The organism is Legionella lytica (assembly GCF_044626755.1).
GTDB classification, from domain to species: domain Bacteria; phylum Pseudomonadota; class Gammaproteobacteria; order Legionellales; family Legionellaceae; genus Legionella; species Legionella lytica_A.
The window spans coordinates 1,329,275-1,352,301 of sequence record NZ_JBGORX010000001.1 but is presented as its reverse complement, the minus strand read 5'-3'; the positions used below and the strand labels follow the sequence as shown (position 1 = coordinate 1,352,301).

Below are 23,027 nucleotides of genomic sequence, written 5' to 3'. Positions count from 1 at the left end.
AAACCTGGGATTTATTTAGCGTGACAATTTTTATATTTTTTACCGCTACCACAAGGGCAGGGGCCATTTCTACTTAGTGGTTGTTTCTTGCTCTTGGCGGGCTTTTCTTTATTAACTCCATTGACATAAAACCAGGAACCATCCTCTCTATGGAATTCACTTAACTCATGAATTACTTTTGCTTGTCCATGGTCCATGAAGCGCGCACAAAACTCAACAAAGCCGGTATCTGAGTCAGTGGGTTTAGCACTTAGAACTTCTAATCCCAGCCAGGTAACACTTTTTGCCCACTGTTCGGCTTCGATGGGGTTGAAACCTATTAACATTTGACCTTTCATGGTGTTTTTAATGTAGTCAATGTTGGCTAGGCTATAAGCGGTATATCTTGAGCGCATCAATTGCTCAGGTGTTGGTGCCAGCTGTTTTTTTTCTAGATATAAGCCGCAACACTGCTCGTAGGTTTTTTGGGTTCCACAAGGGCAATGTGTCATAAGTGCTCCCCAAGCAAATAAATGAACCTAAAGATTATATGCGATATGGACGTAAATTTTTAGACTTATTCTTTTATTAGCCGATTTTATCAGAAAAAACTGGCAGAAAAAAAATAATCAGTGCACAATTTCGCAAAAAATGCAGGTTAAATTTCCATTTAAGCCAATCGTAGCTGTATTAGCCCAGCGTAATCCGGGGGCGGTACATAAATCAGGCTTCAATCTCAGAGTACACAACCTACATCCAATCATACAATCAGAGGTCATCGAAAATGAATTCTTATTTACTGACACAGGACTTAGAACAAATCAATCAACAAGAAAGTGTTGACCAGTTGGAGGGCGGAAAAGTATTATTTTTCCCTAAGCATGTCTTTTCTGACATTCATCCAAATTTGATGTCCGAAAACATACTCGATGGTACTCGAAAAAATATCAGCTACGATTCCCAGAAAAAAAGTTTAAATGCCTATAAAAAAGAGATAAACGGTCTTGATGAACAACTGACGCAAATGATGCAAGGATATGCTGATTTTTCCTATCAATTAATCCAGGCAGCCTTACCCTCATACATTCCTCATTTACGTTGGGGACGTACCAGTTTTAGGCCGGCGCAAATCAACGGGCGTGTTAGCTCAAAACGCAAAGACGACACTCGTTTGCATGTGGATTCATTTTCAGCAAGCCCCGTACATGGATTACGAATTTTACGCGTCTTTTGTAATGTAAATCCTCATGACGAGCCGCGTGTTTGGAATCTCGGGGAGCCATTTCCTCAAGTTCTTGCACGTTTTGCGCCTCAAATCAATGCGTACAGTAAGTTAAAAGCGAATCTACTGAAATGGACGAAAACAACCAAAACATTACGTTCTGCTTATGATCATTACATGTTGCATTTACACGATACCATGAAACTTGATGATGCTTATCAAGCGCAAGTGAATAAAATCCGTGTAGATTTTCCTGCGCAAAGTACGTGGATTGTTTTTACGGACCATGTATCGCACGCTGCATTGAGTGGGCAACATTTGCTAGAACAAACGTTTTATCTTCCAGTTGATAAAATGGCAAATCCTGAATGCTCTCCATTAGTACAATGGCAAAAACTCAGGCCGGAAGTGGCTGTTTTTTAGGACAAATTCTCTTTACGAGGGGACGAATTGCACGTTATGATGGACTAGCATTTATTTTAACGAAGGACCGTCGTACTCATGCTAGGAGTTAAGTCACCTGAAAAAAATAAGAAAAAAAGGGTGATTCCCCCGAGTTGGAAGAGACACTTCCCCTCAGAAAGCTCATTAGGATTGCTTATCCTAGCGCTTGTGTTGCTGGTTGTCCTGTTGTGGTATTTTTTCGCTAATAGACAGCATGTTAATCCAGTCAGGCCGATCCCCATCGTTTCGGGTGTTGCAACAACGCGCGATGTACCAATTTATATTTCTGCCTTAGGTACTGTCACTCCAGTTTATACGGTTACTGTTCAGTCGCAAATTAATGGCCTTTTGATGAAGGTTTTATTTAAAGAAGGGGACTTGGTTAAAAAAGGACAATTAATTGCGCAAATCGACCAGCGTCCTTATGAGGCCTTATTAACGCAATACCAAGGGGATTTAAAACGAGACACGGCCTTATTAGAAAATGCACGTATCGATCTGAAACGTTACCAGACGCTGTGGAAAGAAGATTCTATTTCGCAACAAACTTTAGCAACCCAACAAGCCTTGGTCAAACAATATGAAGGTAATGTTGAAACCGATTTAGGTTTAATTCAAAGCACTAAAATCAATTTGATTTATTGTAATATCACAGCACCAATTGATGGACGAGCAGGTTTACGGCTTATTGACCCAGGTAACTTTGTACAAACTTCAACTACGAGTGGCATTGTTGTCATTACCACTCATGATCCTGCCACCGTTATTTTTCCCATTGCTGAAGATTTTATACCGCAGGTAGCACCCCAAGCATTTAAGGGAGAGAGTTTGGAGGTGAAAGCATACAATCGTCAGCAGAATCAGTTATTGGCAACTGGAAAATTAATTGCTTTAAATAACCAGATTGATCCGGCTACCGGAACAGTAAAACTAAGAGCTGTATTTGATAATAAAGAAAGTAAGTTATTCCCCAATCAGTTTGTGAATGTGCGAATCCTGGTAAATACCTTAACTCAGGCGACGCTGGTTCCGACCTCGGCCATACAACACACGACCACCCAAAACTTTGTTTATTTAGTGAACCCAAATCATACCGTAACTATAACCCCAGTGGTGACGGGACCTGCTAGTGGCGATGACACAGTAATTTCACAGGGGGTAGTACCGGGACAGCATGTTGTTATTGAAGGGGCTGATAAGTTAATGAATGGTTCCAAAATTATCGTACAGGAACATTATCCATCCCAAAAAACTAAACTACATAGCGTCTCATGAGTATTTCTGGCCCATTTATAGCAAGAGCAATTGCTACCTCATTATTGATGTTCGCGATTTTCTTAAGTGGGGTTCTTGCCTATCAATTATTGCCAGTTTCTGCGTTACCGGAAGTAGACTACCCCACCATCCAGGTTTCCACCTTTTATCCAGGTGCAAGCCCTGAAGTCATGAGCTCCACAGTGACTGCTCCCCTTGAGAGGCAATTTGGGCAGATGCCTGGTCTGGATCAAATGACTTCAAACAGCTCAACCGGCTCATCGATTATTACCTTACAATTTAATCTTGATATCGGTTTGGATGTTGCTGAGCAAGAAGTGCAACAGTCCATTAATGCGGCCAGCAGCTACCTACCCAAAGACTTACCTAATCCACCGGTCTACAGTAAAGTTAACCCAGCTGATACGCCTATTATTACCTTGGCACTGACGTCAAAAACATTACCCTTAACTCAGGTAGAGGACTATGCCGAAACTCGTTTAGTGCCGAAAATGTCCCAGTTATCTGGAGTTGGTTTAGTGAGTATTGGCGGGGGAAATCGCCCAGCGGTTCGTATCCAGGCGAACCCTAATGCTTTATCGGCTTATGGATTAACGATGGAAGATGTACGCACTTTGGTTACCGCTTCCAACGTGAATGCGGCTAAAGGAAATTTTGATGGTCCACGTCTGGCTTATACGATTAACTCAAATGACCAGCTGCTATCGGCTGCTGTTTATAAGCCATTAATTCTTTCCTATCAAAATCAATCGCCAGTACGTTTATCGGATGTTGCTCATATTATTGATGGCGCAGAAAATACCATGCAAGCCGCTTGGGTGGATAAGGAGCCTGCCATCATCCTTAATATTCAACGACAGCCAGGTGCTAATGTTATTGAGGTTGCTGAGCGAGTTAAAAATTTATTAGTGCAAATGAACGCCGCTATTCCAGCAGGAATTAATGTGGAAATTATTACCGATCGCACTTTAAGTATTCGTGCCTCGGTAGAAAATGTGCAACTGGAATTATTGTTATCTGTGGCTTTGGTGGTCATGGTTATTTTCCTTTTCTTGCGTAAATTACCCGCCACCATTATTCCAAGTATCTCGGTTCCTTTAGCGTTAGTAGGTACTTTAGGTTTGATGTACTTGCTGGGTTTTAGTTTAAATAACTTGACGTTGATGGGACTAACCATTGCGGCAGGTTTTGTCGTTGATGATGCTATTGTGATGATTGAAAACATCATGCGTTATATTGAATTGGGTGAGAACCCAGTTGAGGCATCACATAAAGGAGCGGCACAAATAGGGTTTACCATTGTTTCCTTATCTATTTCCTTAATTGCGGTATTAATTCCGCTGTTATTTATGGGCGATGTAGTAGGGCGTTTATTTCGTGAATTTGCTTTAACTTTAACGATAACTATTGCTATTTCTGCTTTTGTTTCTTTAACATTAACTCCGATGCTTTGCTCGCGGATCTTAAAGGCTCAAAGTGACTCAGAGGTTAAGCCATTTGAATTGTATTTAGAGCATCAGCTAAATCGATTGATTGATGTTTATAAACGTTCTCTGAGCTGGGTTCTCTCTTCGCAACCCTTTATTTTATTCATTTTTTTCGTCACCGTAATTATTACCGCTATTTTATTGTATTTGATCCCTAAAGGTTTTTTCCCTATTCAAGATACCGGCATTATACAAGGGATTTCTGTAGCTGCTGATTCAATTTCTTTTCCGGCGATGGCTCAGCGCCAGCAGGCCTTAGCCGATGTAGTACTCGAGGATCCTGCAGTTGAAAGTCTCACCTCATTTATCGGTATTGATGGCACCAACGTGACCTTAAATAGTGGACGTATTCTTATTAATTTAAAACCTTTAAACGAACGTCCTAGTGTTAATCAGATTATTAATCGTTTGCAAAACAAAATACATCATGTGACCGGGGCAACTTTGTACATGCAACCCGTGCAGGATTTAACGATTGATACGCTCGCAAGCCGCACTCAATTTCAATACAGTGTAAGTGGACCGGACAGTGCTGAGGTGGTGAGATGGGCCACAATACTCGAAAATCAAATGCGCGAAATCCCCATCCTCAAGGATGTGAATAGTGATCAGCAAAATAAGGGGTTGGTTACCTCCATCAATATAGATCGTGATACGGCATCCCGCTTAGGGATTACGATGCAAATGATCGATGACACTTTATATGATTCATTTGGGCAGCGGCAAATATCGATTATGTTTACTCAGCGAAATCAGTACCGGGTTATTTTGGAAGTTTTACCTTTTTTGCGCCAAGCTGCAGTGGCTTTTGAAAACATATACATTAATTCATCAGTGAGTAAGGCCTCAGCTGCAGCAACGGCAGCAGCATCTACACCTATTACCATCCCGAATACGCGCACTGTAAGTAATCCTATTGGTCTTGGCTCAAACACCATTACAACAACCAGTGGCTCTGTTCCGTTGAAAGCGATTGCCAGTATCACGCAAACTCTAGGCCCTTTGGTCATTGCACATAAAGATCAATTTCCTTCAGCCACTTTGTCATTTAATCTCGCAGAACGCGCTTCTTTAGGTGATGCTGTACGTGCGGTTAATGACATGCAAGCAAAGTTGAATGTCCCTCTGAATGTCGATGTAGGCTTCCAAGGCACAGCTAAAAGCTTCCAAAACTCATTGGCTAACGAGGGATGGTTGGTGGTTGCAGCGATTATTGTAGTTTACATCATCCTTGGTGTGCTGTATGAAAGTTACATTCATCCTTTAACCATTTTGTCCACCTTACCTTCTGCCTCAATGGGGGCATTATTGGCGCTTTATTTAACCGATAACGAATTAAGTATTATTGCCTTGATTGCGATTATTTTGCTCATTGGTCTGGTGTTAAAAAACGCGATCATGATGATCGATTTTGCTTTGGAACAAGAACGTATTTATAAGAAGACCCCGTTTGAGGCAATTTATGAAGCGGCTTTGCTACGTTTCCGCCCCATTCTAATGACTACCATGGCTTCCATGCTAGGTGCAATTCCTTTAGCGCTTAGTCATGGGATTGGTGGGGAGTTACGTCGTCCTTTGGGGATTGCAATTATTGGCGGCTTGATTGTCAGTCAGTTGGTAACTTTGTACACTACCCCGGTGATTTACCTTGCTTTTGATCGTATTTCACGGAAAGTGATGGGCTATCAGTCGAGTCCTATACGTCTATTAGGTCATTCTAAACACAGTGAGGGTTCTCCTGAATGATGTATCGATGCCAGGCTTACATTTATCTCTGGATGACCTTAAAAAGAGGGGAGATGTAATGAATATCTCTTCCTTGTTTATTAGTAAGCCGATTGCAACGATCCTGTTAGCTGTGGGCTTAAGTTTTGCCGGTATTCTGGCATTTAATTTATTGCCAGTTGCTCCATTGCCACAAATTGATTTCCCTACTATTAGTGTGCAAGCCTCACTACCTGGTGGCAGCCCCGAAGTAATGGCTACTTCGGTTGCTTCTCCTTTGGAACGGCAAATTGGACGTATTGCTGGAATTACTCAGCTTACCTCCACCAGTACTCTCGGATTATCGAGTATTATCGTCCAATTTGATTTGTCACGTGATATTGATGGTGCTGCACGGGATGTGCAGGCAGCTATTAATGCTTCTTTAAGTCAATTGCCGACTAATCTAACCAATAACCCAACCTACCGCAAAGTTAATCCCGCGGATGCGCCGATTATGATCCTTGCCTTGACGTCAGATAAGTATCGAACGGGGCAATTATATGATATGGCCTCGACCATTTTGCAACAGCGAATTCTTCGTACGGAAGGGATTGGTCAAGTTAACGTAGGGGGAGGCTCTTTGCCGGCAGTGAGGGTAGAAGTTGATCCCTTAAGCCTGAATAAATATGGAATCGGTTTTAGTCAATTGGCGACCACCATCGCAGAGGCCAATGTAAGCCAGGCAAGAGGAAGTATTGCTCATGAAGATGGCACGGTATCCATCGTTAAAAGTAATGATCAAATGTTTAAAGCGGCTGAATATGCCCCATTGATTATTTCCTATCAAGATAATAATCCCGTGCGGCTTTCTGATGTGGCTCATGTGAGTGATTCGGTTGCTGATGTGCATAATGCAGGGATCGCGAATGGTAAGCCCGCGGTGCTTTTGGTTTTATTTAAACAACCTGGCGCCAATGTAATTAAAACCGTCGATTATGTAAAAAAAATAGTGCCGCAACTGAAAGCCTCTATACCCCAGGATATTGATTTAAATATTCTGATGGATAGAACGACCACCATTCGTACCTCGTTACATGATGTTGAATTAACTTTATTTATAGCCATGTTGTTGGTCATTTTTGTGACCTATTTATTCCTGGGTAGTTTTCGCGCCATGCTCATCCCCGGGGTCGCTGTTCCCTTATTCTTATTGGGAACTTTTGCGGTCATGAAGTTATGCAATTACAGTCTGGATAATTTATCGCTCATGGCACTAACCATTTCCACAGGCTTTGTGGTCGATGATGCGGTCGTGGTTTTAGAGAATATTACTCGGCATATTGCTATGGGCAAAAAACCACTACAAGCTGCTTTTGATGGATCTAAGGAAATTGGTTTCACCGTAATTTCCATGAGTATTTCGCTAATAGCCGTGTTTATTCCCATTCTATTCATGACCGGTATTGTAGGGCGTCTGTTTCGAGAGTTTGTAGTAACTCTCTCTGTTGCTATTCTTATATCCCTTCTGGTCTCGCTTACGCTAACGCCGATGATGTGTTCACGTTTATTACGCTCCGAAGAAGAGGTTGAGCCTAATCGTTTTATGCGTTTTATTGAGGCGGTCAAGTCTCGTTATGGTCGTGGTTTGCGTTGGGTACTTATTCATCCCACCATGATGTTGTTGTTAACCTTTGCTGCTATTTTATTAACTGTTTATTTATATGTGATTGTTCCGAAGGGTTTTTTTCCTCAACAACGAACGGATCGCATAGCGGGCTCCTTGCAGGCGGATCAAAATATTTCTTTTCAGGCGATGAAGAAAAAAATGATCCAGTGCGTTTCCCTTATTAAGGAAGATCCGGCGGTGGCGAATGTTGCCGCATTTATTGGGACTGGGCCTGGGAATAATACCGGCAACACCGGTACGGTATTTATTCTGTTAAAAGTTCCCAAACATCAAAATATTCCCACAGAAGAAGTGCTGGCACGTTTGCGGAAAAAATTAACAGTGATTACCGGAGCAAGATTGTACATGCAATCCTCTCAGGATTTAACTATTGGCGGTCGTGCGAGTGCCGCGCAATTTCAATATACCGTGTCCTCAGATAGTTTGGCTGATCTGGCGGTTTGGACTCCGCAGATTATGGAGCAATTGTCCAAGATTCCTGGTATTTCCGATTTAAATAATGATCAGTTGAATCATGGTTTGCAAACGTTTATTAAGGTGGAGCATGATACGGCATCTCGCTTTGGTCTCACCCCAGAAATCATTGATCAGGAGCTTTATCATGCCTTTGGACAAAGCCAGATTTCGGTGATGTACACACCAATGAACCAATATTTTGTGGTGATGAACGTGGCACAAAAATATTGGCAGTATCCGGCAATCTTAGATCAGCTCTATATTAAATCTCCGGCGGGAAACGAGGTTCCCTTATCTGCATTTGCCAGTTTTAACCCAGGCTCAACCTTATTGTCAGTGAATCACCAAAGCCAGACACCAGCCGCTACGTTTTCTTTTAATTTAGCTCCGGGTACTTCACTTGGCGATGCCGTCAATACGATTACCTCCATGATGAACAAGATGGAGTTACCGCCCACAATGATTGGCTCGTTCCAAGGAACAGCCCAGGCATTTCAGCAATCTTTTGCGAATGAAAAGTATTTAATCTTCGCAGCCTTATTGGCAGTATATATTGTCTTAGGCATGCTGTATGAGAGTTTAATTCATCCTATTACCATCTTGTCTACCTTGCCTTCAGCAGGGGTTGGTGCTTTGCTGGCTTTAATGCTGTGTAGTACGGATCTCAGTATTATTGCATTGATAGGTATCATTCTTTTGATTGGTATTGTGAAGAAAAATGCCATTATGATGATCGACTTCGCCCTGGAGGCTGAGCGAAATGAGAATAAAACTCCACGCGAGGCGATTTATGAGGCAGCTTTATTGCGTTTCCGTCCAATTATGATGACTACCATGGCTGCGTTACTTGGTGCCTTACCTTTAGTCATCGGTTTTGGAGTGGGTTCAGAATTACGACGTCCATTAGGTATTGCAATTGTTGGTGGTTTAATACTAAGTCAATTATTAACCCTCTATACAACCCCCGTAATTTATTTAGCATTGGATACTGCAAGCATCCGCCTTCGTCGCTGGATTGCACAATTTAAATCTACTCGAGGTGCTTATGGTCACTCAGCCTAATCGATTAGTAAAAGGGTCGGTAGTGACTCTGATGGTAACTTTGCTTACATCGTGTATGGTAGGGCCTAATTATGTGCGGCCCAAAGTCGTTGGTCCTTCCCAGTTTAAAGAGGCCAAGGGTAAAATGATTGCAGGCCCTGTGCGGAAAAACTGGAAGCCTATCGAACCCCAGGATGAGATGGAGCGTGGCGAGTGGTGGAAACTATTTAACGACCCGGTACTTAATAATTTGGAAGAGCAGCTTAATCACTATAACCAAAATATTGTGAATGCTGAGGCGAATTATCGCCAATCCTTAGAAATTGTTAATGAAGCCCGTGCCAGTCTTTTTCCATCGATAACCGGTGCTTTTAATATTTTTAGGCAACGCCAGGGTGGGGGCTCCACTGCATTCATTAGCTCATCAGGAGGAACAACTTCTGTAGGTACTGCAGCAACAGGTAGTGGAAGTACGGCAACTACTATTACTAACTACACTGGAATTCTCAATGCAACTTGGGAACCCGATATTTGGGGATTAGTGCGCCGTACTATCGAAGCAGATCGTTCTGTGGCAGAGTCTAATGCCGCATTAATTGGTGTAACGCGATTGTCGGCCCAAGGTTCTTTAGCCCAATATTATTTCGAATTGCGTACCTTAGATAAGAACCAACGTTTCTTAGACGATACGGTTAAGTCCTATAAAGGCATTTTGCGATTTACGAAGAATCAATATCGCTCAGGAGTAGTCTCACAAGCCGATGTGGTACAGGCAGAAAGCCAATTGGAAAGTGCTCAGGCTGCTGCATTGAATAATGGTATTTTACGCGGGCAGTATGAACATGCTATTGCTGTATTAATTGGTCGTCCCCCGGCATTTTTATCTTTACAACACATGCCTTTAACCACCAAAGCACCGGCCATTCCTCTAACGGTTCCCTCGGTATGGTTGGAGCGTCGGCCTGACATTGCACAAGCTGAGCGTTTAATTCAGCAAACAAGCGCCCTAATTGGTGTGGCAGTAGCTGCTTATTTCCCAAGCGTAACTTTAACGGGAACAGGGAGTGCTTCAGCAAACAGTTTCCACCGCCTAATCCATAAACCCAATCTTGGCTGGTCGCTAGGATTACAAGTGGCAGAAACCATTTTTGATGGTGGCTTACGCTCAGCTACTGTAAGGGCTGCGAAACAAGCGTATCTCGCTCAGGTAGCATCTTATCGGCAAGTGGTATTAACAGCATTCCAGGATGTAGAAGATAATCTGATTGCTTTGCGTATTTTAAGGGAGCAAAGTGTGTTCCAAGATAAGGCTGCAGCTCATGCACGTTTGGCACTTAAATTGGTGGTGAATCAGTATAAAGCAGGGACCGTACCTTATTCGAATGTATTAACCGCACAAGTGACCTCGTTTTCTGCACAGCAAGCCGCTAATAATGTGGATGGTTTGCAAATGAGTGCTGCTGTGGGTTTGATTAAATCTTTAGGTGGTGGTTGGGTGGTTAAACCAGTTAAAATAAAAGTGCAGAATATTTGTGTTGTGAACTGTGGGCAGAAGACAACTTGAAAGTAGGTTGGGCCTATGGCCAACCTACAAGATATCCATAGAATTCTAATGTAACTGGACTGGCTCCTGTAACTCTTCAATCACCGCAGCCAATTTCTCACTTACTGGAACCCCGGTTTTCTTCAGGGTTTCAACCAAATGTTCTTTAGCTTTTGTTGGATCCGTCAAATTGAAACAAATAACCTGAGCAATCTCTGCAAGGAAACAATCCGAGCTTAAGCTTTTTGCTTTTAGAATTAATTCTTCAGCCTGTTGAATATCTTCTCTCAATGCCGCAACCAATGCCAGCCCGCCCCAACCATCAGCTAATTCAGCAACCTGATGGGTTGCAATTTGATAGGTATTGAATGCGTCATCCAATTGATCTTGCAGCAATGCACACCAACCTAAGGCAATACGGCAATCGTAAAACTCAGGATAAATTTCTATAGCTTTTTGCAAACTATAATCTGCTCGTTCAAAATCACCTTGATTCAGATGGGCACTGCCTAAGGCAAACCAAAGGCGGCAATCGTCTGGGTTTATTTGCAATAGTTTTTCAATATCTTCTACCGTTGTTTCTTGAGTTGTTAAACCCAACATAGAATGTACGAGTTTTGCATCATAATTATCTGGATTGAGCTCAAGTGTTTGGTTCGCGGCCTCAATCGCTTGTTCATTCTCATCGCGGTCAAAGTGTAATAGTGCAAGAAGACCTAAAGCCTCTGCATCATCGGCATCATGAGTTAATACTTCTTTTGCTAAATCTAAAGCCAGGTCTAACTCACCTTGTCCATGATGTATACGTGCCATCAAGCGTTTCGCTTCAGGGTAATGCTCTCCCTCCATAACCGGTGATAGCACCTGAGCCGCATTTTCCAAGTCGGCATTAATAAAATGGGTAAAGCCAAGGTTATAACGAAGGGCTGGGGTATCTTCATAGGTTAAAGCTTCAATAAAACTCTCTTGAGCCTGAGTAAATAGCCCTCTGTTTAAATGGAGTAATCCTTGATGGCCAAGGCAGGCAATACGGTCAATGTCATTTGCTTGATTAAGATAGCTTTGAGCTGCATCTAAATCATCGAGCTCTATGTACAGATCGCTGATTTTTACTAATAGAGTAAGATTATTTTTATCTTGTTCTAAATAAGAAAGATGGCGGTTTAATTGCTCTTGGACTTGTTGATTACTCATATATTAGGGTTCCTTGTCATGAGAGGTTGTAAAAACTGAGGAACTATAAGCCTAACTTATAAAAAAGGCAAACCTCCACCAATGGGCAGTTATACGGCACGTACATTCTTTAGCCTCAAAATATGCTATATCTTAATTAAGAAATAATTAATAAATTCGTAACCTTATGGGCTAATTATTCGGAGCTCAACGGATTTGACAGTTAATTATTTCCCACATTATGATGATGTATAAATACTACTCAGGGAGGGTGTTTTTATGCTTGGGATGGTTGCATGGGAAGATGTTTGGAATGTAATTAATTTTGCCAAAGATAAAAATGATGATTGGTTTTTACAAGGTCCTGCCCGAAGATTTATTGAAACGTATAATGCTCGGCCTGGTTTTTTTTCCTCATATAAAAATGGCTATGAATTTTCTGGTGGCCTGTTAACAAATATTGTTTATCCTGCAGCATTGACTGCTTTTTCTGGATTTTCTGTAGCCTGCGTTATTTTTGGTGCCGTTCTAGGGGTAGGTGCCTCACTTGCGGCAACAGGGGCTGCACTATGCGGTAGTTATGAGTTTTGCGATGAGTCAATTGATAATGCGGCGACGGCATTTCATATTGCAGGTTTAGGGCTAACTGCTTTTGCAATTAGTAGTCTTTTACTGGCCTTTAGTTTATTTCATACCCCGCTTTCTTTTCTTACTCGCTCTGGTAGTACTCTGCTTGCACTAGTAACTGCTTACAATTCCAAGGCTGACTGCAAGCCAGAAGCAGGGAGTGCTCAAGAAGTACAGGTGGGGATCAGTTAAGAGTTAATGGGGCGATACTTTTCTAATTGACACATTATTTTGCCAAAACGTATAATGATTATTTTTTAGTCATGGTGCTGAGGAACGGTATGCTAGGGTTATATGGCGAACGTGAAATAAACGAGATATTTTCAAGTGATGCAAAAAGCATGGAAGATATTGCGAGTAAAGCATTGGAAATGTACAGTGCGCGCCCGGGGTTTTTTACGCCCTATAAAAATGCCAGTGTTGCTATCGGGGAGCTAATCTCCCCAGTGGTTTATCCTCTAGCAGGAGGTACGACGGCTGTGTTTTCAGTGCTTGCGGCAGCTATTGCCGCAACCTTTGGTATTGGTTGTTTATTAGTCGCTACGGGCGCATCTTTATTTGATGACCCGACTCTTGCTAACGAAGCATTTGACTTGGTTAGCGGCACCTTACAATTTATTGGGAATGCATTAGTATTAGCGATTGTTGCCGCTGCTGCGGGCATTCTCAGTATTCCTCATAGTATCACATCCTTGATTACGCGTTCTGTAGCGACTGTTGCGCATCATACTACTGGCTATACTGACGATTATGAATATCCCGAGGAAGATGGAGACTGTAGCTGTTTGTCCTACTAAAAACGCGAATACCCAGTTTTCATTTAAAGTGAGTCTGGAGGGTGTAGGACCGAATCTGACACATCGCACGTAAAACTCGATCTTTGGTCGGGGTTTACGCGCAATTTGCTAAAATTTAATTATTTAAAGGATAAAAAATAACATAAGTGATTTGGACTTTTTTATTCTTAGGCATATCAATATCATTGACATTATAGTAAAGAATTCCTTCCCCAGTATTGGATAATTTACCTACGGCAAGTTTTACATCTTTCCCTTTCATTTCACTAAAGCTTTTGGTCTCCATTTGTTGCTCATCAAAGTCAGTAAAACTCCATTGCACTCCTTTCCATGGGCCTGTCGGTGCATCTTTGTTTGAATTATTAATTATGGAGTATTTTGTTGCGTTACCAAATGGGGTGATGACCGTTTTTTGTCCGATAATCAGGCCATTAATGGGGGATTTTTGTTCTGTTTTAATTTTGAAGGAACCATCCTTTTCTTGTTGAAATGAAACATCAACGGTACCAGTTTGTTTTATTCCCATATGATTTATATTATCTTGAAATATTTTATATTCATTTTCAGTGATGCCCATATTGCTGTGATAGGGTAAAATTTCACCTGGCTTGCGATCTTTTATATAGGATTGAAACCATTCTTGATGCTCAGCTATTCCTTTTTGTAATTTTTGTACAATTTTATTTGTTTCTGCAGATGCGGCTAATTCCATGACTTTAGCTTTTATTTGTTTGTTCGGAGGAAAATAAGAGTTCCATGAATCAGCCATAATATTGCTGGATAATAATAAAAATCCCGCGATTATTAACATTTTATTTGATAATTTCATAATAATATCCTCTAAAAATTAAATCTTGATTAACTGATTAACTGATTAACACTCAAAACCCTGTTTTGCAAAATAAAATCCTTCCCAATAATGTCTCCTTACCTCTGTTAGTTCTTAATTTAACTTAATATGGGACGGCACTAAATTTGAAAACTCCCCACCAGGGCCTGAACAACCAAATCCCAGCCATCAATTAAAACAAATAACAATATCTTAATGGGTAATGAAATACTCATGGGGGGCATCATCATCATGCCCACAGTCATGAGAATTCCTGAAACAATGAGATCAACCAGTAAGAAGGGCAAAAAAATCATAAATCCAATTTGAAAGGCGGTTTGTAATTCACTTAAGATAAAAGCAGGAATCAATTGATAGAATTTAATTTCTTCTGCAGAAGAGGGTAAAGGTTCTTTAGCTAATTGCAAAATGACCTTGAGATCCTTTTCTCGAGTTTGCCCAAGCATGAATTTTTTTAAGGGTTTGACGGCATTATCAAGTGCAGTATCTGTGGTAATTTGATGCGCCTCATAGGGTTGGTACGCCTCAGTATAAATAGCTTTAGCTACGGGCATCATGGTAAATAAGGTTAGAAAAAGCGATAAGCTGATAATCACCGTATTCGGTGGTGTCTGCTGCAATCCTAAGGCATTACGCAGCATGGAAAGCACGACCACAATACGGGTAAATGAAGACAGCATAATTAAAATGCTAGGTGCTAAACTTAAAACCGTCAGTAGGGCGAAAGCTTGCAATGCGGGAGAAATATTATCTTGATCTAAATGAATTGGGCCTATATTCGTTCCCGCTGCAGCAAGTACCGTTAACGGGAAAAACAAGATAAAGCAAAAAATAATACGCAGAAACATCATGATGCAGGTTTGACCTCTTGAACTGGATGAATGGCTAAGGCGTTTTGATTGTCGGCAATTAAAAATCGTTGCCCTTGGTAGTCAAGAACATAGACTTGCATTTTATGGTGCACAGAAATTTTCTCAATGATTTGACCGTGAGTTGTTTTTTTTACTAATCCTTTTGAGCGCTTCGCCAGGAAGAAGAGCACTATGAGAAGGATTAGTAAAACCACTAAATAAGGAATCCAATGGATGTTATTGATGGGGTCTTGTTTAAATGTCAGAGTATTTTGGGTATGAAGTGCTGGAGATATTAGTAAGCACCATAACAGTGTTAAATATCGCCCTCTACGTGCCGCGGCGTGCCCGCGGCATTCAGTATGGGAGCTACGTTTGTGAATACCGCGGATCAACCGCGCTACGTAAACAGCGAGCAGAGCTACTTTTTTCGCAGTTCTCAAGCCCGACTTTATTCTGTTTCTCATGCATTAATTTCCGTGATTTGTACCGCAAAATGGTCCTCATGGCTCATTAACTCACCACGAGCAATGACACGGTCATTTAATAGAATTTCCACAGGTTCATCAGTTTTTTGCTCCAGTCGTAATTCATGACCTGATTTCAGATCTTTTAATTCAGCAATACTTAAATTTAAGGTACCAATACGTACAGTGCATTGCACTTCAATATCACCCACCAAACCCAGATAGTTTTGATTAAGAAATTGGCCTTCAGTTTGGGGAGCATGTTCTTTTAAGCTCACTTTTTTTACGGTAATACTCATGATTTCCTCTTTAAAACAATTGATTTATGGGATGCAGATTGACCTAATTCAGCTTCAGCGAATAGTTCTTTTCCGCGGATTACTCTTAATGGTTCAGTTATAGAATGCTTGGTACTCAGTACGTCTCCGATTTGTAGTCCAGCAAGACTTTTGATCGATAAATTACTGGAACTAAGTTCCAGAGATAAATGAATTTTTTGTGCGGCTAATGCCTCTTCAACTGAGCTTAATGGGTTGGTTTTTCTTGGTGATGCAGGCAGCTGTTGATAAACCCAATCCGGATTCACAATCAGGGTGAAATTATTGTGTTCGCACGAGAGGGTAAGCAGCACACTGGTGGAACCCGCATAAAACCAGTCTGGATTGTCTCCCTGATAGGGAAGCAGCATGCTTTCTTCGTGTTGGAAAAACTGATTGAGTAGCTTTAGGAAAAGTTCTTGGCTCGCCGCATGAAAAGCAGCTTGTTCACTCGCAAATACTGCCCGAGCTACCACACTTAAATAATCACCCTCAATGCAGCCCAGTTCATCCTGATGCCCCTGAAGCATAAAGGCTTGTTTTACCCGGTAGTTTTTAGGAGTCATGGCCAGCTGCAAGTCAAGAGGAGTACGGCAATACTCCTCATTCCATGCATCCAGCTCTTGTTTAAAATGTTGGTTTAATTGCTGCAGTTCTACCGCATTAATTAATCGATAGGGCTTCATAATTTAGTTTCCAACTCTTCTAATAATTGTTTGTCTATATCCATAATCTGTGAGCAGGCTTGGAACATTCTTTGTAACACGACGATATTGGCAAACTCCATGGTGGGATCCACGTTAGAATTTTCTAACCAACCAGATTTTATCGCATCTAAACCTTTGGTATTTGCATGTCCATAATGAATGCCATGAGGAGTTTTTGCGCGAAAAAAATTGTCTTGCGTTTGAATTAAATTGTTTTCCATATCATCAAAAGAGGCCATGCCTACGTAGATGCCTTTAATGATTTGGTCATTATTATAGTGGTAGGAGATTAGGCCTTCTTCATCAATAGTCAGCTTATATTGCGTGCCCTGAGGATAACCGTCGTTTTTGTGGATTTCGATCGTAGAGGTTGCCGTTTGTTCTTTAGCAATATCACCTAGTGCTACGCGTTCATCTTGACCGCCGAGTGCGTCTCCAAAGTAAACGCTGACCGGCTGTCCATCCAGCAAGAATTGTATTGAATTATTTTTATCACTTAGGAGTTTTGTGGTTGGGTCAAATGTTATGGCTTGCCATGAATAATCAATTGTTACATTTTTTTCATCACAGCTAATATCCACTATGTTCCAGTTTAATGGCTCGTGCTTTGTATTGACTGGGGTGGGGGTTATAGAATCCCACTGCAATTCAAATTTTATGGTATGAGGATGACCTTGGGCATCGTAAATGTTTTTAAGCTCAAAAATAATATTCTCATATTGTGGTGTTGGGTCACCGGGCTTTGGTATATTGGGCTCTGGTGCCTTTGGTCCCGGACTTGAATTATCAGACGTTTCATGAGGTATAAGTGTGCCGTGAACAAAAACGTTACGGCTGGCCTTGCCAGCAGATATTTTAGGACCTTTCTCATAAATAGGAACTAGGTTTCCGGCATGGTCATAGCCTTGCACCTGGCCACCTGTTTTGTGATCGGTTAAAACACCATTTTTAAATTCGAAATGTCCATCACGGGTATAAACTAATTCATTATTTTTTAGTTTAACCACAAAAAAGCCATTGCCCACAATTGCTAAATCAGAACCAGAACCGCTTTCCTGATGATTGCCCGCCTTAAAATTAATCGAGCTACCTTGAACACGCACCCCATGACCGTTTCCTTCTTCCCCATGTCCATTACCTAAAGAGGAATAAAATGCATCGCTACGTTTAAAACCATGGGTTTGCATATTGGCTATATTATTCGAGGTATTTTGCAATCCGTAACTTGCCGCAAGCATTCCTGAAAGACTACTGTAATAAGCACTTGTCATTTTTGCTCCTCCAATTTAGCTTCAACTTCAAGAACTTGATCTAATGGGGATGTGATACTTTTGCCCTCTATTAAAATTCTAATTTCCGTCGCGCCACTTTGCTGCAAATACACGGCTTTAACCGTACCATAGGCATCATTTTCGGCAATTTTCACATTTTTACCCAAAAGATTAATGCCTCGATTTTCCTCGGCTATTTTTAATAAGCGTTGGACCCCATCATTAGTTCCAACCGCTTGCTGCAAGGAAGAAAATTGCGCCATCTGCGCCATGAATTCACGGTTATCTATAGGTTTTAACGGGTCTTGATAGGTGAGCTCTTGCATGAATAACTTCATATACTCATCTTGGCCCATGTTTGCAGCCGTAACTGGTTCAGTCATTGTTTACTCCATTAATAATTAAACGGCTTAAAACCAAGCCTTTTTTCTTTAAATAATTGTGAATGAGCTGCACCAGCTCATTCTGTTCTTGTTTATCTAAGGTGTGTAGATTTAGGGTGAGCTCTGCCTGTTCTCCCTGAATAAACAAGTGATTGTTTTTAAACTGTAGAGTGGTCGTCATGCTATTGGATACGTTATTCACTTCTTTGCTTGCTGATGTATCCTGAGTGTATTGATTCGTATGTATTGGCATAGGGACGGGTGATTGCTCCAAGGCTTGTTCCAGCGCGGTCAGCAAGGGCATCAATTTATTTTCGGATTGATGCGAAGCAGTGGCATTCTCCATTGCTGCGATTGGGGTACTTAGTAAGGCAAAATATTGGGTTTCCTGAACTTGGGTAGAGCTAGAAACCACCGGCTCGCTTTGCTTAGGGGAAACTTCATCTGTTTTTGATGATTGCAATGGTTTTGCATCAAAGTGTAACTCCGAATGTTGTAGTTGAGTTTGATGCTGCCAGTAATACTCATCCCCAGTACTTTGCTTGGCTGGGTTATTTAACCAATGTTCAAAGTCAGCAGGTGCCTGCTGGTTAGCTTGTTGTTTGGACTGCTTATAGCTTTGTGGTAGCGATTCGATAATTTTCATTATATTCCTATTAAGTTTTCCTTAACTCCGTTGAATAACCCACTCATCCAATGCATTATTTTCTGCTTTCTTCTGTTGCTCCTGGAGCTCAGCCTGCTCACGTTCTAAATACTTCTCTAACATCCTTAATTCGGTTTTAATGCGCTGCATTTTTTCTTGCACGGCGTGTTCGGTGTCTTGATGCTGTTTAAGCGTCATATTCAACTCTTCCTTTTGTTCCTGTTGTTGCGTTATAAAATTGAGCCGGTTAATTTCAAAATCAGGATTAATAATTAATGAAGTAACTCCCGCTTGCTGTATTTGCTCATCCAGTGCCTCCATTTCTTGGCGCACCTGTTGTAATTGGTCTTGTATCTCATGTAATTGCAAATTAAGCGCATTAAGTTGCCAGTTTAATTTAGTCATCAGCGCGGAAAGGGATTTATTCATCATAAAATCTCTTTAAAGCGCAGCATGAGCTCATTAAAGGATAAAGAGTGTTTCTCATTTTGAATGAGTAGGTCATTGATCGCCGGCATGCGCTGAACGGCAGCATCTAAGAGGGCATTATTCCCGGGTTTGTAAGCCCCCAATTCAATCAAATCTTTATTTTGTTCATAAATACTTAGTGTGGCGAAAATCTGGTTCATGAGTTGCTGCTCTTCGGTACTCACCAAATGCTTCGCCAAGCGAGAGACACTTTGCAAAATTGCAATCGCCGGATAGTGACCGCGCTGTGCCAACTCACGAGTAAGTACAATATGCCCATCAAGAAGCGCGCGCATGTGGTCGGCTAAGGGCTCATTAAAATCATCCCCCTCAACCAAAACCGTATATACCGCACTAATACTTCCTTGCTCCTTAAAATTTCCCGTACGTTCGACAATGCCAGGAAGTAGAGCAAAAACACTGGGAGTATAGCCACGAGCAGTAGGGGGTTCTCCTAAACTTAATCCGATTTCTCGTTGTGCCATGGCAAAACGGGTTATCGAATCCATAAATAACATGACGTGTTTGCCTTGTTGGCAAAAGTATTCAGCAATTGCGGTGGCGGTATAGACTGCCTGACGACGCCTTAACGCAGACTCATCGCTACACGAAACTACCAGCACTGATTTTTTTAAGGTGTTTTCATCCAAATGATTGCAGATAAAGTCGTTGACCTCGCGACCGCGCTCACCAATCAACGCAATGACATTAATGTCCGTTTGCAGGTTTTGCACCATGTTGCCAACTAGGGTACTTTTTCCCACACCACTACCAGCAAAAATACCAATTCGTTGCCCTTTACCTAAGGGCAGTAATCCATCTATAGCCTGGATTCCGGTGCTTAAACGTTCGCTAATTGGCAAACGATTAAATGGATTAATTTTTTTATTTTGAGTAAACACACGTTGTTTATTAGGTAAGCACAAACGTTCATCGATTGGCTTTGCAAAGGCATCAACCACATGACCTAATAAGGAGTCACCCACAGCAATACTAAGAGACTTTCCCGTTGCCCGTACTTTATAACCCATGCGCACTGGGGCAGAATCATAGGGCATAAGATAGACTTTACCCTGCTCAAAACCGATGACCTCAGCGTGCATAACCGGTTGATGATGCTGATCCAAAATATCGCAAACTTCACCAATGAACGTTTGTGGTGGTCCATTAGCAACGAGCTTTAAACCAATGAACTGTTCAATTTCTCCTAAGCGTTCAACAGCTAAGAGCTCATCAATCCATGGATGCATGAGTGCCTCGCTGCTTTAGCTGCAGTAAAACTTCTTTGAGCTTATCGATTTGCTTTTCGATGCTGGCATCAAAAACCCCATGACTTGTTTTAAGGAGATAACCTCCCAAGGCCAGCGATTCATCCGTTTTTATTTTTAAGCCATTTAAATGCCCCGCACTTAATTGCATGGCGCCATTTTGTAAAGCAGCAATGTCTTGAGGATGTAAGCTAAGCTCAACGGATTGTTTGTCATTTAATTGCGTAAGAATATGGTTGATTTGCTGGCTTAATGCCTCTTGATTATTGCTGTTTTCCACAAAAAATTGTTTACTGATTAGCACTACAATATCGGCAATTTCATTCGCCAAATCCAGGCGATTTTGCGCTACTGCTTGGGGGAGCGAGGCTAGCATTTGTGCTAATTGCTGTTGGCTTTGGCCATGTTCTTGTTCAAACCGCGCTCGTTCTTCAGTTGTTCCGGCTAAATAGCCTTGCTCATAGGCTTCCTGGCGAATTCGTTCCCATTGTGACTCATCTACACTGGGAGTCTCGGCAGTAACTTCCTTGATGATTTCAGGAGCTTCGTGGTATAAATAAATTTCTTCTTCGCTGACTAAGACATTTTTATAGAGTGTCGCCATGAGGCACCTCCAGTTGTTCACTAAAGCTTAATCGCCTTTGCCATTGTTGGAAGAGGTATAATTTTGCCGCCGATTTCAGTTGCTGCACTTGGGTTGTTAATTCCTCTTGGATTTTTTGTTTTTGCATGCAAGTCTCTAAAAAACTGTGCTGCCAGTGGAATTGTCCTTGCTCCAGAATAATGGCAATATAAAGTGGGTCTTCCTGGCTTAGGTGTTGACAAAATTCGGGTAAGCTAGATTCCTTGGGGACTAGCTGCGGGCAGGGGAGGTGGCGAAATTTATTTGCCTCTTTAAGCAGTACATGTCCTTCCACGTTTGCAAATTGCTCACGCTGTATTGGCGTTAACTGGTTAAGCACCCAGCGTTGATCCGCGGGTTTTAATTTCGCTAAATGAAGCACGATTCTTTTTAATTCATTATTCATGATGATTTAGCCATTGGGTTAACTCAATTAACAGTTGTTGGCGTTTTCTTTGCCGATTGCGTTTTAAGAGCAATACAGCGGAACTGCCAAAGACAGTCAGAACGATAAAACCAACAAGGGCCTGCCATTTGCGTTCCTCATTCCATTGCTCCAAGACCAGTTCGTTAAGCGGCTTGGTAGTAATTTCATGAGGATTGGGTGTGACTGCGATTTTTACTGCTTTAGGTGGATTAATTAAGGCTTCAACACTGATAATATCCCCTCGCTTTTCATCAAAGCCTACCGTACTTTTTATGAGGCGCTGGACTTGAGCAATCGTTTTAGCATCAGTTTGTTGCGGTAAAACCACACTGACTGAAAGGCGTTCAATGGTACCATTGGCCCGTTTAAATAATTCTTTTTCACGGCCAAATTCATAGGTTTTTTCCAAGGTTAAATCCTGCTTACCTTTCTGTTCTCCTTTTTTATCAACCATGGAATGCTTGGTTTGTTTTTCATGGGTAATTTGTCCTTTACTTTGGGGCTTCACTAATTCACGTTGCAGTTCATCGTAATTGATGGCCACATTGATTTTCACCACGACTTGATCCTTGGCAAAGATTTTTTGCAACAATTGCATGACCTTGTCATTTAGATAATGCTCTATGGTTTTTTGGTTGGTGAAATGATTGGAGGAGGGATCTTCTTCGGTTAACGATAAGGTATTTCCATTTTGATCCACGACCACCACATTAGCTAAATTTAAATGCGCCACACTTGCCGCAACCAGTTGTTGGATGCTGTGCACTTGTTTCACTGTTAAAGCCTGTTTTAAATGTAGGGTCACTGAGGCTTTAGGTTGATTACTCTCGCGGTCAAATAAATGGCTTTCTGGAATCAATAAATGTACTCGTGCCTGGCGTATTTCATCTATACTGGAAATAGTGCGTTCCAGTTCTCCTTGTAAGGCGCGTTGGTAATTAATTTTTTGCGAAAAATCAGTCATACCAAAATCATTTTTATCAAACAGTTCAAAGCCTACATTGCCAGTCAATTGCATGCCTGAACCCATAATTTTTAAGCGGGTTTTCGCCACGATCTCTTTATCAATTAAAATATCGCGGCCCCCATTGCGTAGCTGGTAGGAAATATTGTCCTGATCCAATTGACTTAAAACTTTGTTCGCGTCTTGCTCATCCAAATGATTAAATAAAATAGCGTAGGAAGGGGACAAGACCCACCAGCTGAGCATAATGGTCATAATGACAATACCGGCGATGCAGGCAATTAAACTGAGTTTCCGTTTTGCTTCCAAATTGCTGAACCAGAGGCTGGCTGTTTGTAAATAATTCAC

The 23,027-nt window shown here is 41.6% G+C and carries 22 protein-coding genes; 7 read left to right on the top strand and 15 right to left on the bottom strand.

Going from position 1 to position 23,027, the window contains the following annotated elements; all coding sequences use genetic code 11:
• Window positions 1–11 precede the first annotated feature (11 nt).
• Complete coding sequence (locus tag ACD661_RS05650) at window positions 12–491, bottom strand: YchJ family protein (protein ID WP_400186856.1); 480 nt, start codon at window positions 489–491, stop codon at window positions 12–14.
• A gap of 272 nt (window positions 492–763) precedes the next feature.
• Between ACD661_RS05650 and ACD661_RS05645 the strand changes: the two genes are divergently transcribed.
• From ACD661_RS05645 to ACD661_RS05625, 5 genes are all read left to right on the top strand, one after another.
• Complete coding sequence (locus tag ACD661_RS05645; protein WP_400186855.1) at window positions 764–1,624, top strand: Kdo hydroxylase KdoO; 861 nt, start codon at window positions 764–766, stop codon at window positions 1,622–1,624.
• A gap of 78 nt (window positions 1,625–1,702) precedes the next feature.
• On the top strand, window positions 1,703–2,920 hold the full coding sequence (locus tag ACD661_RS05640; protein ID WP_400186854.1) for an efflux RND transporter periplasmic adaptor subunit: 1,218 nt from the start codon (window positions 1,703–1,705) through the stop codon (window positions 2,918–2,920).
• On the top strand, window positions 2,917–6,153 hold the full coding sequence (locus tag ACD661_RS05635; RefSeq protein ID WP_400186853.1) for an efflux RND transporter permease subunit: 3,237 nt from the start codon (window positions 2,917–2,919) through the stop codon (window positions 6,151–6,153). Before ACD661_RS05640 ends, ACD661_RS05635 begins: the two co-directional genes overlap by 4 nt.
• 58 nt (window positions 6,154–6,211) lie before the next feature.
• Window positions 6,212–9,319: an efflux RND transporter permease subunit gene (locus ACD661_RS05630; protein ID WP_400186852.1), complete on the top strand. Its 3,108-nt coding sequence runs from the start codon at window positions 6,212–6,214 to the stop codon at window positions 9,317–9,319.
• 31 nt (window positions 9,320–9,350) lie between these two features.
• On the top strand, window positions 9,351–10,862 hold the full coding sequence (locus tag ACD661_RS05625; protein ID WP_400187232.1) for an efflux transporter outer membrane subunit: 1,512 nt from the start codon (window positions 9,351–9,353) through the stop codon (window positions 10,860–10,862).
• Between the two features lie 45 nt (window positions 10,863–10,907).
• On the opposite strand, the gene ACD661_RS05620 is transcribed toward ACD661_RS05625, so the two are convergent.
• Window positions 10,908–12,035, bottom strand: a complete 1,128-nt coding sequence (locus tag ACD661_RS05620) for a tetratricopeptide repeat protein (RefSeq protein ID WP_400186851.1) — start codon at window positions 12,033–12,035, stop codon at window positions 10,908–10,910.
• 258 nt (window positions 12,036–12,293) lie between these two features.
• Between ACD661_RS05620 and ACD661_RS05615 the strand changes: the two genes are divergently transcribed.
• Together ACD661_RS05615 and ACD661_RS05610 are read left to right on the top strand one after the other, a co-directional pair.
• Window positions 12,294–12,833: a hypothetical protein gene (locus tag ACD661_RS05615; protein ID WP_400186850.1), complete on the top strand. Its 540-nt coding sequence runs from the start codon at window positions 12,294–12,296 to the stop codon at window positions 12,831–12,833.
• Between the two features lie 89 nt (window positions 12,834–12,922).
• Window positions 12,923–13,438, top strand: a complete 516-nt coding sequence (locus tag ACD661_RS05610; RefSeq protein WP_400186849.1) for a hypothetical protein — start codon at window positions 12,923–12,925, stop codon at window positions 13,436–13,438.
• Window positions 13,439–13,553: 115 nt separating this feature from the next.
• Here the strand turns inward: ACD661_RS05610 and ACD661_RS05605 are convergent, their stop codons facing one another.
• The 13 genes from ACD661_RS05605 to fliF form a co-directional block, all read right to left on the bottom strand.
• Window positions 13,554–14,267, bottom strand: coding sequence for a hypothetical protein (locus ACD661_RS05605; protein WP_400186848.1), 714 nt, complete (start codon window positions 14,265–14,267; stop codon window positions 13,554–13,556).
• 140 nt (window positions 14,268–14,407) lie between these two features.
• On the bottom strand, window positions 14,408–15,139 hold the full coding sequence (gene fliP / locus ACD661_RS05600; RefSeq protein ID WP_400186847.1) for a flagellar type III secretion system pore protein FliP: 732 nt from the start codon (window positions 15,137–15,139) through the stop codon (window positions 14,408–14,410).
• Window positions 15,136–15,606 (bottom strand): hypothetical protein, encoded by a 471-nt coding sequence (locus ACD661_RS05595; RefSeq protein WP_400186846.1) that lies wholly within the window; start codon window positions 15,604–15,606, stop codon window positions 15,136–15,138. Before ACD661_RS05595 ends, fliP begins: the two co-directional genes overlap by 4 nt.
• Entirely contained in the window at window positions 15,603–15,905 is a 303-nt protein-coding gene (locus ACD661_RS05590) for a FliM/FliN family flagellar motor switch protein (protein WP_400186845.1), read from the bottom strand. The genes ACD661_RS05595 and ACD661_RS05590 overlap by 4 nt, the downstream gene beginning before the upstream one ends.
• Window positions 15,902–16,609 (bottom strand): FliM/FliN family flagellar motor C-terminal domain-containing protein, encoded by a 708-nt coding sequence (locus tag ACD661_RS05585; protein ID WP_400186844.1) that lies wholly within the window; start codon window positions 16,607–16,609, stop codon window positions 15,902–15,904. Before ACD661_RS05585 ends, ACD661_RS05590 begins: the two co-directional genes overlap by 4 nt.
• Window positions 16,606–17,901 (bottom strand): flagellar hook-basal body complex protein, encoded by a 1,296-nt coding sequence (locus ACD661_RS05580; RefSeq protein WP_400186843.1) that lies wholly within the window; start codon window positions 17,899–17,901, stop codon window positions 16,606–16,608. The genes ACD661_RS05585 and ACD661_RS05580 overlap by 4 nt, the downstream gene beginning before the upstream one ends.
• On the bottom strand, window positions 17,898–18,284 hold the full coding sequence (locus ACD661_RS05575) for a flagellar hook capping FlgD N-terminal domain-containing protein (protein ID WP_400186842.1): 387 nt from the start codon (window positions 18,282–18,284) through the stop codon (window positions 17,898–17,900). Before ACD661_RS05575 ends, ACD661_RS05580 begins: the two co-directional genes overlap by 4 nt.
• The gene (locus ACD661_RS05570) at window positions 18,277–18,930 is read right to left on the bottom strand and encodes a hypothetical protein (RefSeq protein WP_400186841.1); all 654 of its coding nucleotides are present in this window, start codon (window positions 18,928–18,930) and stop codon (window positions 18,277–18,279) included. Before ACD661_RS05570 ends, ACD661_RS05575 begins: the two co-directional genes overlap by 8 nt.
• 21 nt (window positions 18,931–18,951) lie before the next feature.
• Window positions 18,952–19,362: a flagellar export protein FliJ gene (locus ACD661_RS05565; protein WP_400186840.1), complete on the bottom strand. Its 411-nt coding sequence runs from the start codon at window positions 19,360–19,362 to the stop codon at window positions 18,952–18,954.
• Window positions 19,359–20,648 carry a FliI/YscN family ATPase gene (locus ACD661_RS05560; RefSeq protein ID WP_400186839.1) on the bottom strand — a complete coding sequence of 430 codons (1,290 nt, stop codon included), beginning with the start codon at window positions 20,646–20,648 and terminating at the stop codon, window positions 19,359–19,361. Before ACD661_RS05560 ends, ACD661_RS05565 begins: the two co-directional genes overlap by 4 nt.
• On the bottom strand, window positions 20,632–21,270 hold the full coding sequence (locus ACD661_RS05555; RefSeq protein ID WP_400186838.1) for a FliH/SctL family protein: 639 nt from the start codon (window positions 21,268–21,270) through the stop codon (window positions 20,632–20,634). Before ACD661_RS05555 ends, ACD661_RS05560 begins: the two co-directional genes overlap by 17 nt.
• Complete coding sequence (locus ACD661_RS05550) at window positions 21,254–21,694, bottom strand: hypothetical protein (RefSeq protein ID WP_400186837.1); 441 nt, start codon at window positions 21,692–21,694, stop codon at window positions 21,254–21,256. Before ACD661_RS05550 ends, ACD661_RS05555 begins: the two co-directional genes overlap by 17 nt.
• Window positions 21,687–23,027, bottom strand: a complete 1,341-nt coding sequence (fliF, locus tag ACD661_RS05545) for a flagellar basal-body MS-ring/collar protein FliF (protein ID WP_400186836.1) — start codon at window positions 23,025–23,027, stop codon at window positions 21,687–21,689. Before fliF ends, ACD661_RS05550 begins: the two co-directional genes overlap by 8 nt.

Bases quoted from the DNA above. Each gene is read 5' to 3' on its own strand.
- ACD661_RS05550 (WP_400186837.1), bottom strand. From the start codon at position 21,694: ATGAATAATGAATTAAAAAGAATCGTGCTTCATTTAGCGAAATTAAAA.
- ACD661_RS05585 (WP_400186844.1), bottom strand. From the start codon at position 16,609: ATGAAGCCCTATCGATTAATTAATGCGGTAGAACTGCAGCAATTAAAC.
- ACD661_RS05645 (WP_400186855.1), top strand. From the start codon at position 764: ATGAATTCTTATTTACTGACACAGGACTTAGAACAAATCAATCAACAA.
- ACD661_RS05570 (WP_400186841.1), bottom strand. From the start codon at position 18,930: ATGAAAATTATCGAATCGCTACCACAAAGCTATAAGCAGTCCAAACAA.
- ACD661_RS05630 (WP_400186852.1), top strand. From the start codon at position 6,212: ATGAATATCTCTTCCTTGTTTATTAGTAAGCCGATTGCAACGATCCTG.
- ACD661_RS05565 (WP_400186840.1), bottom strand. From the start codon at position 19,362: ATGATGAATAAATCCCTTTCCGCGCTGATGACTAAATTAAACTGGCAA.
- ACD661_RS05635 (WP_400186853.1), top strand. From the start codon at position 2,917: ATGAGTATTTCTGGCCCATTTATAGCAAGAGCAATTGCTACCTCATTA.
- ACD661_RS05555 (WP_400186838.1), bottom strand. From the start codon at position 21,270: ATGGCGACACTCTATAAAAATGTCTTAGTCAGCGAAGAAGAAATTTAT.
- ACD661_RS05595 (WP_400186846.1), bottom strand. From the start codon at position 15,606: ATGAGAAACAGAATAAAGTCGGGCTTGAGAACTGCGAAAAAAGTAGCT.
- ACD661_RS05575 (WP_400186842.1), bottom strand. From the start codon at position 18,284: ATGACTGAACCAGTTACGGCTGCAAACATGGGCCAAGATGAGTATATG.
- ACD661_RS05615 (WP_400186850.1), top strand. From the start codon at position 12,294: ATGCTTGGGATGGTTGCATGGGAAGATGTTTGGAATGTAATTAATTTT.
- ACD661_RS05580 (WP_400186843.1), bottom strand. From the start codon at position 17,901: ATGACAAGTGCTTATTACAGTAGTCTTTCAGGAATGCTTGCGGCAAGT.
- ACD661_RS05640 (WP_400186854.1), top strand. From the start codon at position 1,703: ATGCTAGGAGTTAAGTCACCTGAAAAAAATAAGAAAAAAAGGGTGATT.
- ACD661_RS05605 (WP_400186848.1), bottom strand. From the start codon at position 14,267: ATGAAATTATCAAATAAAATGTTAATAATCGCGGGATTTTTATTATTA.
- ACD661_RS05560 (WP_400186839.1), bottom strand. From the start codon at position 20,648: ATGCATCCATGGATTGATGAGCTCTTAGCTGTTGAACGCTTAGGAGAA.
- ACD661_RS05590 (WP_400186845.1), bottom strand. From the start codon at position 15,905: ATGAGTATTACCGTAAAAAAAGTGAGCTTAAAAGAACATGCTCCCCAA.
- fliP (WP_400186847.1), bottom strand. From the start codon at position 15,139: ATGATGTTTCTGCGTATTATTTTTTGCTTTATCTTGTTTTTCCCGTTA.
- ACD661_RS05650 (WP_400186856.1), bottom strand. From the start codon at position 491: ATGACACATTGCCCTTGTGGAACCCAAAAAACCTACGAGCAGTGTTGC.
- ACD661_RS05610 (WP_400186849.1), top strand. From the start codon at position 12,923: ATGCTAGGGTTATATGGCGAACGTGAAATAAACGAGATATTTTCAAGT.
- ACD661_RS05625 (WP_400187232.1), top strand. From the start codon at position 9,351: ATGGTAACTTTGCTTACATCGTGTATGGTAGGGCCTAATTATGTGCGG.
- ACD661_RS05620 (WP_400186851.1), bottom strand. From the start codon at position 12,035: ATGAGTAATCAACAAGTCCAAGAGCAATTAAACCGCCATCTTTCTTAT.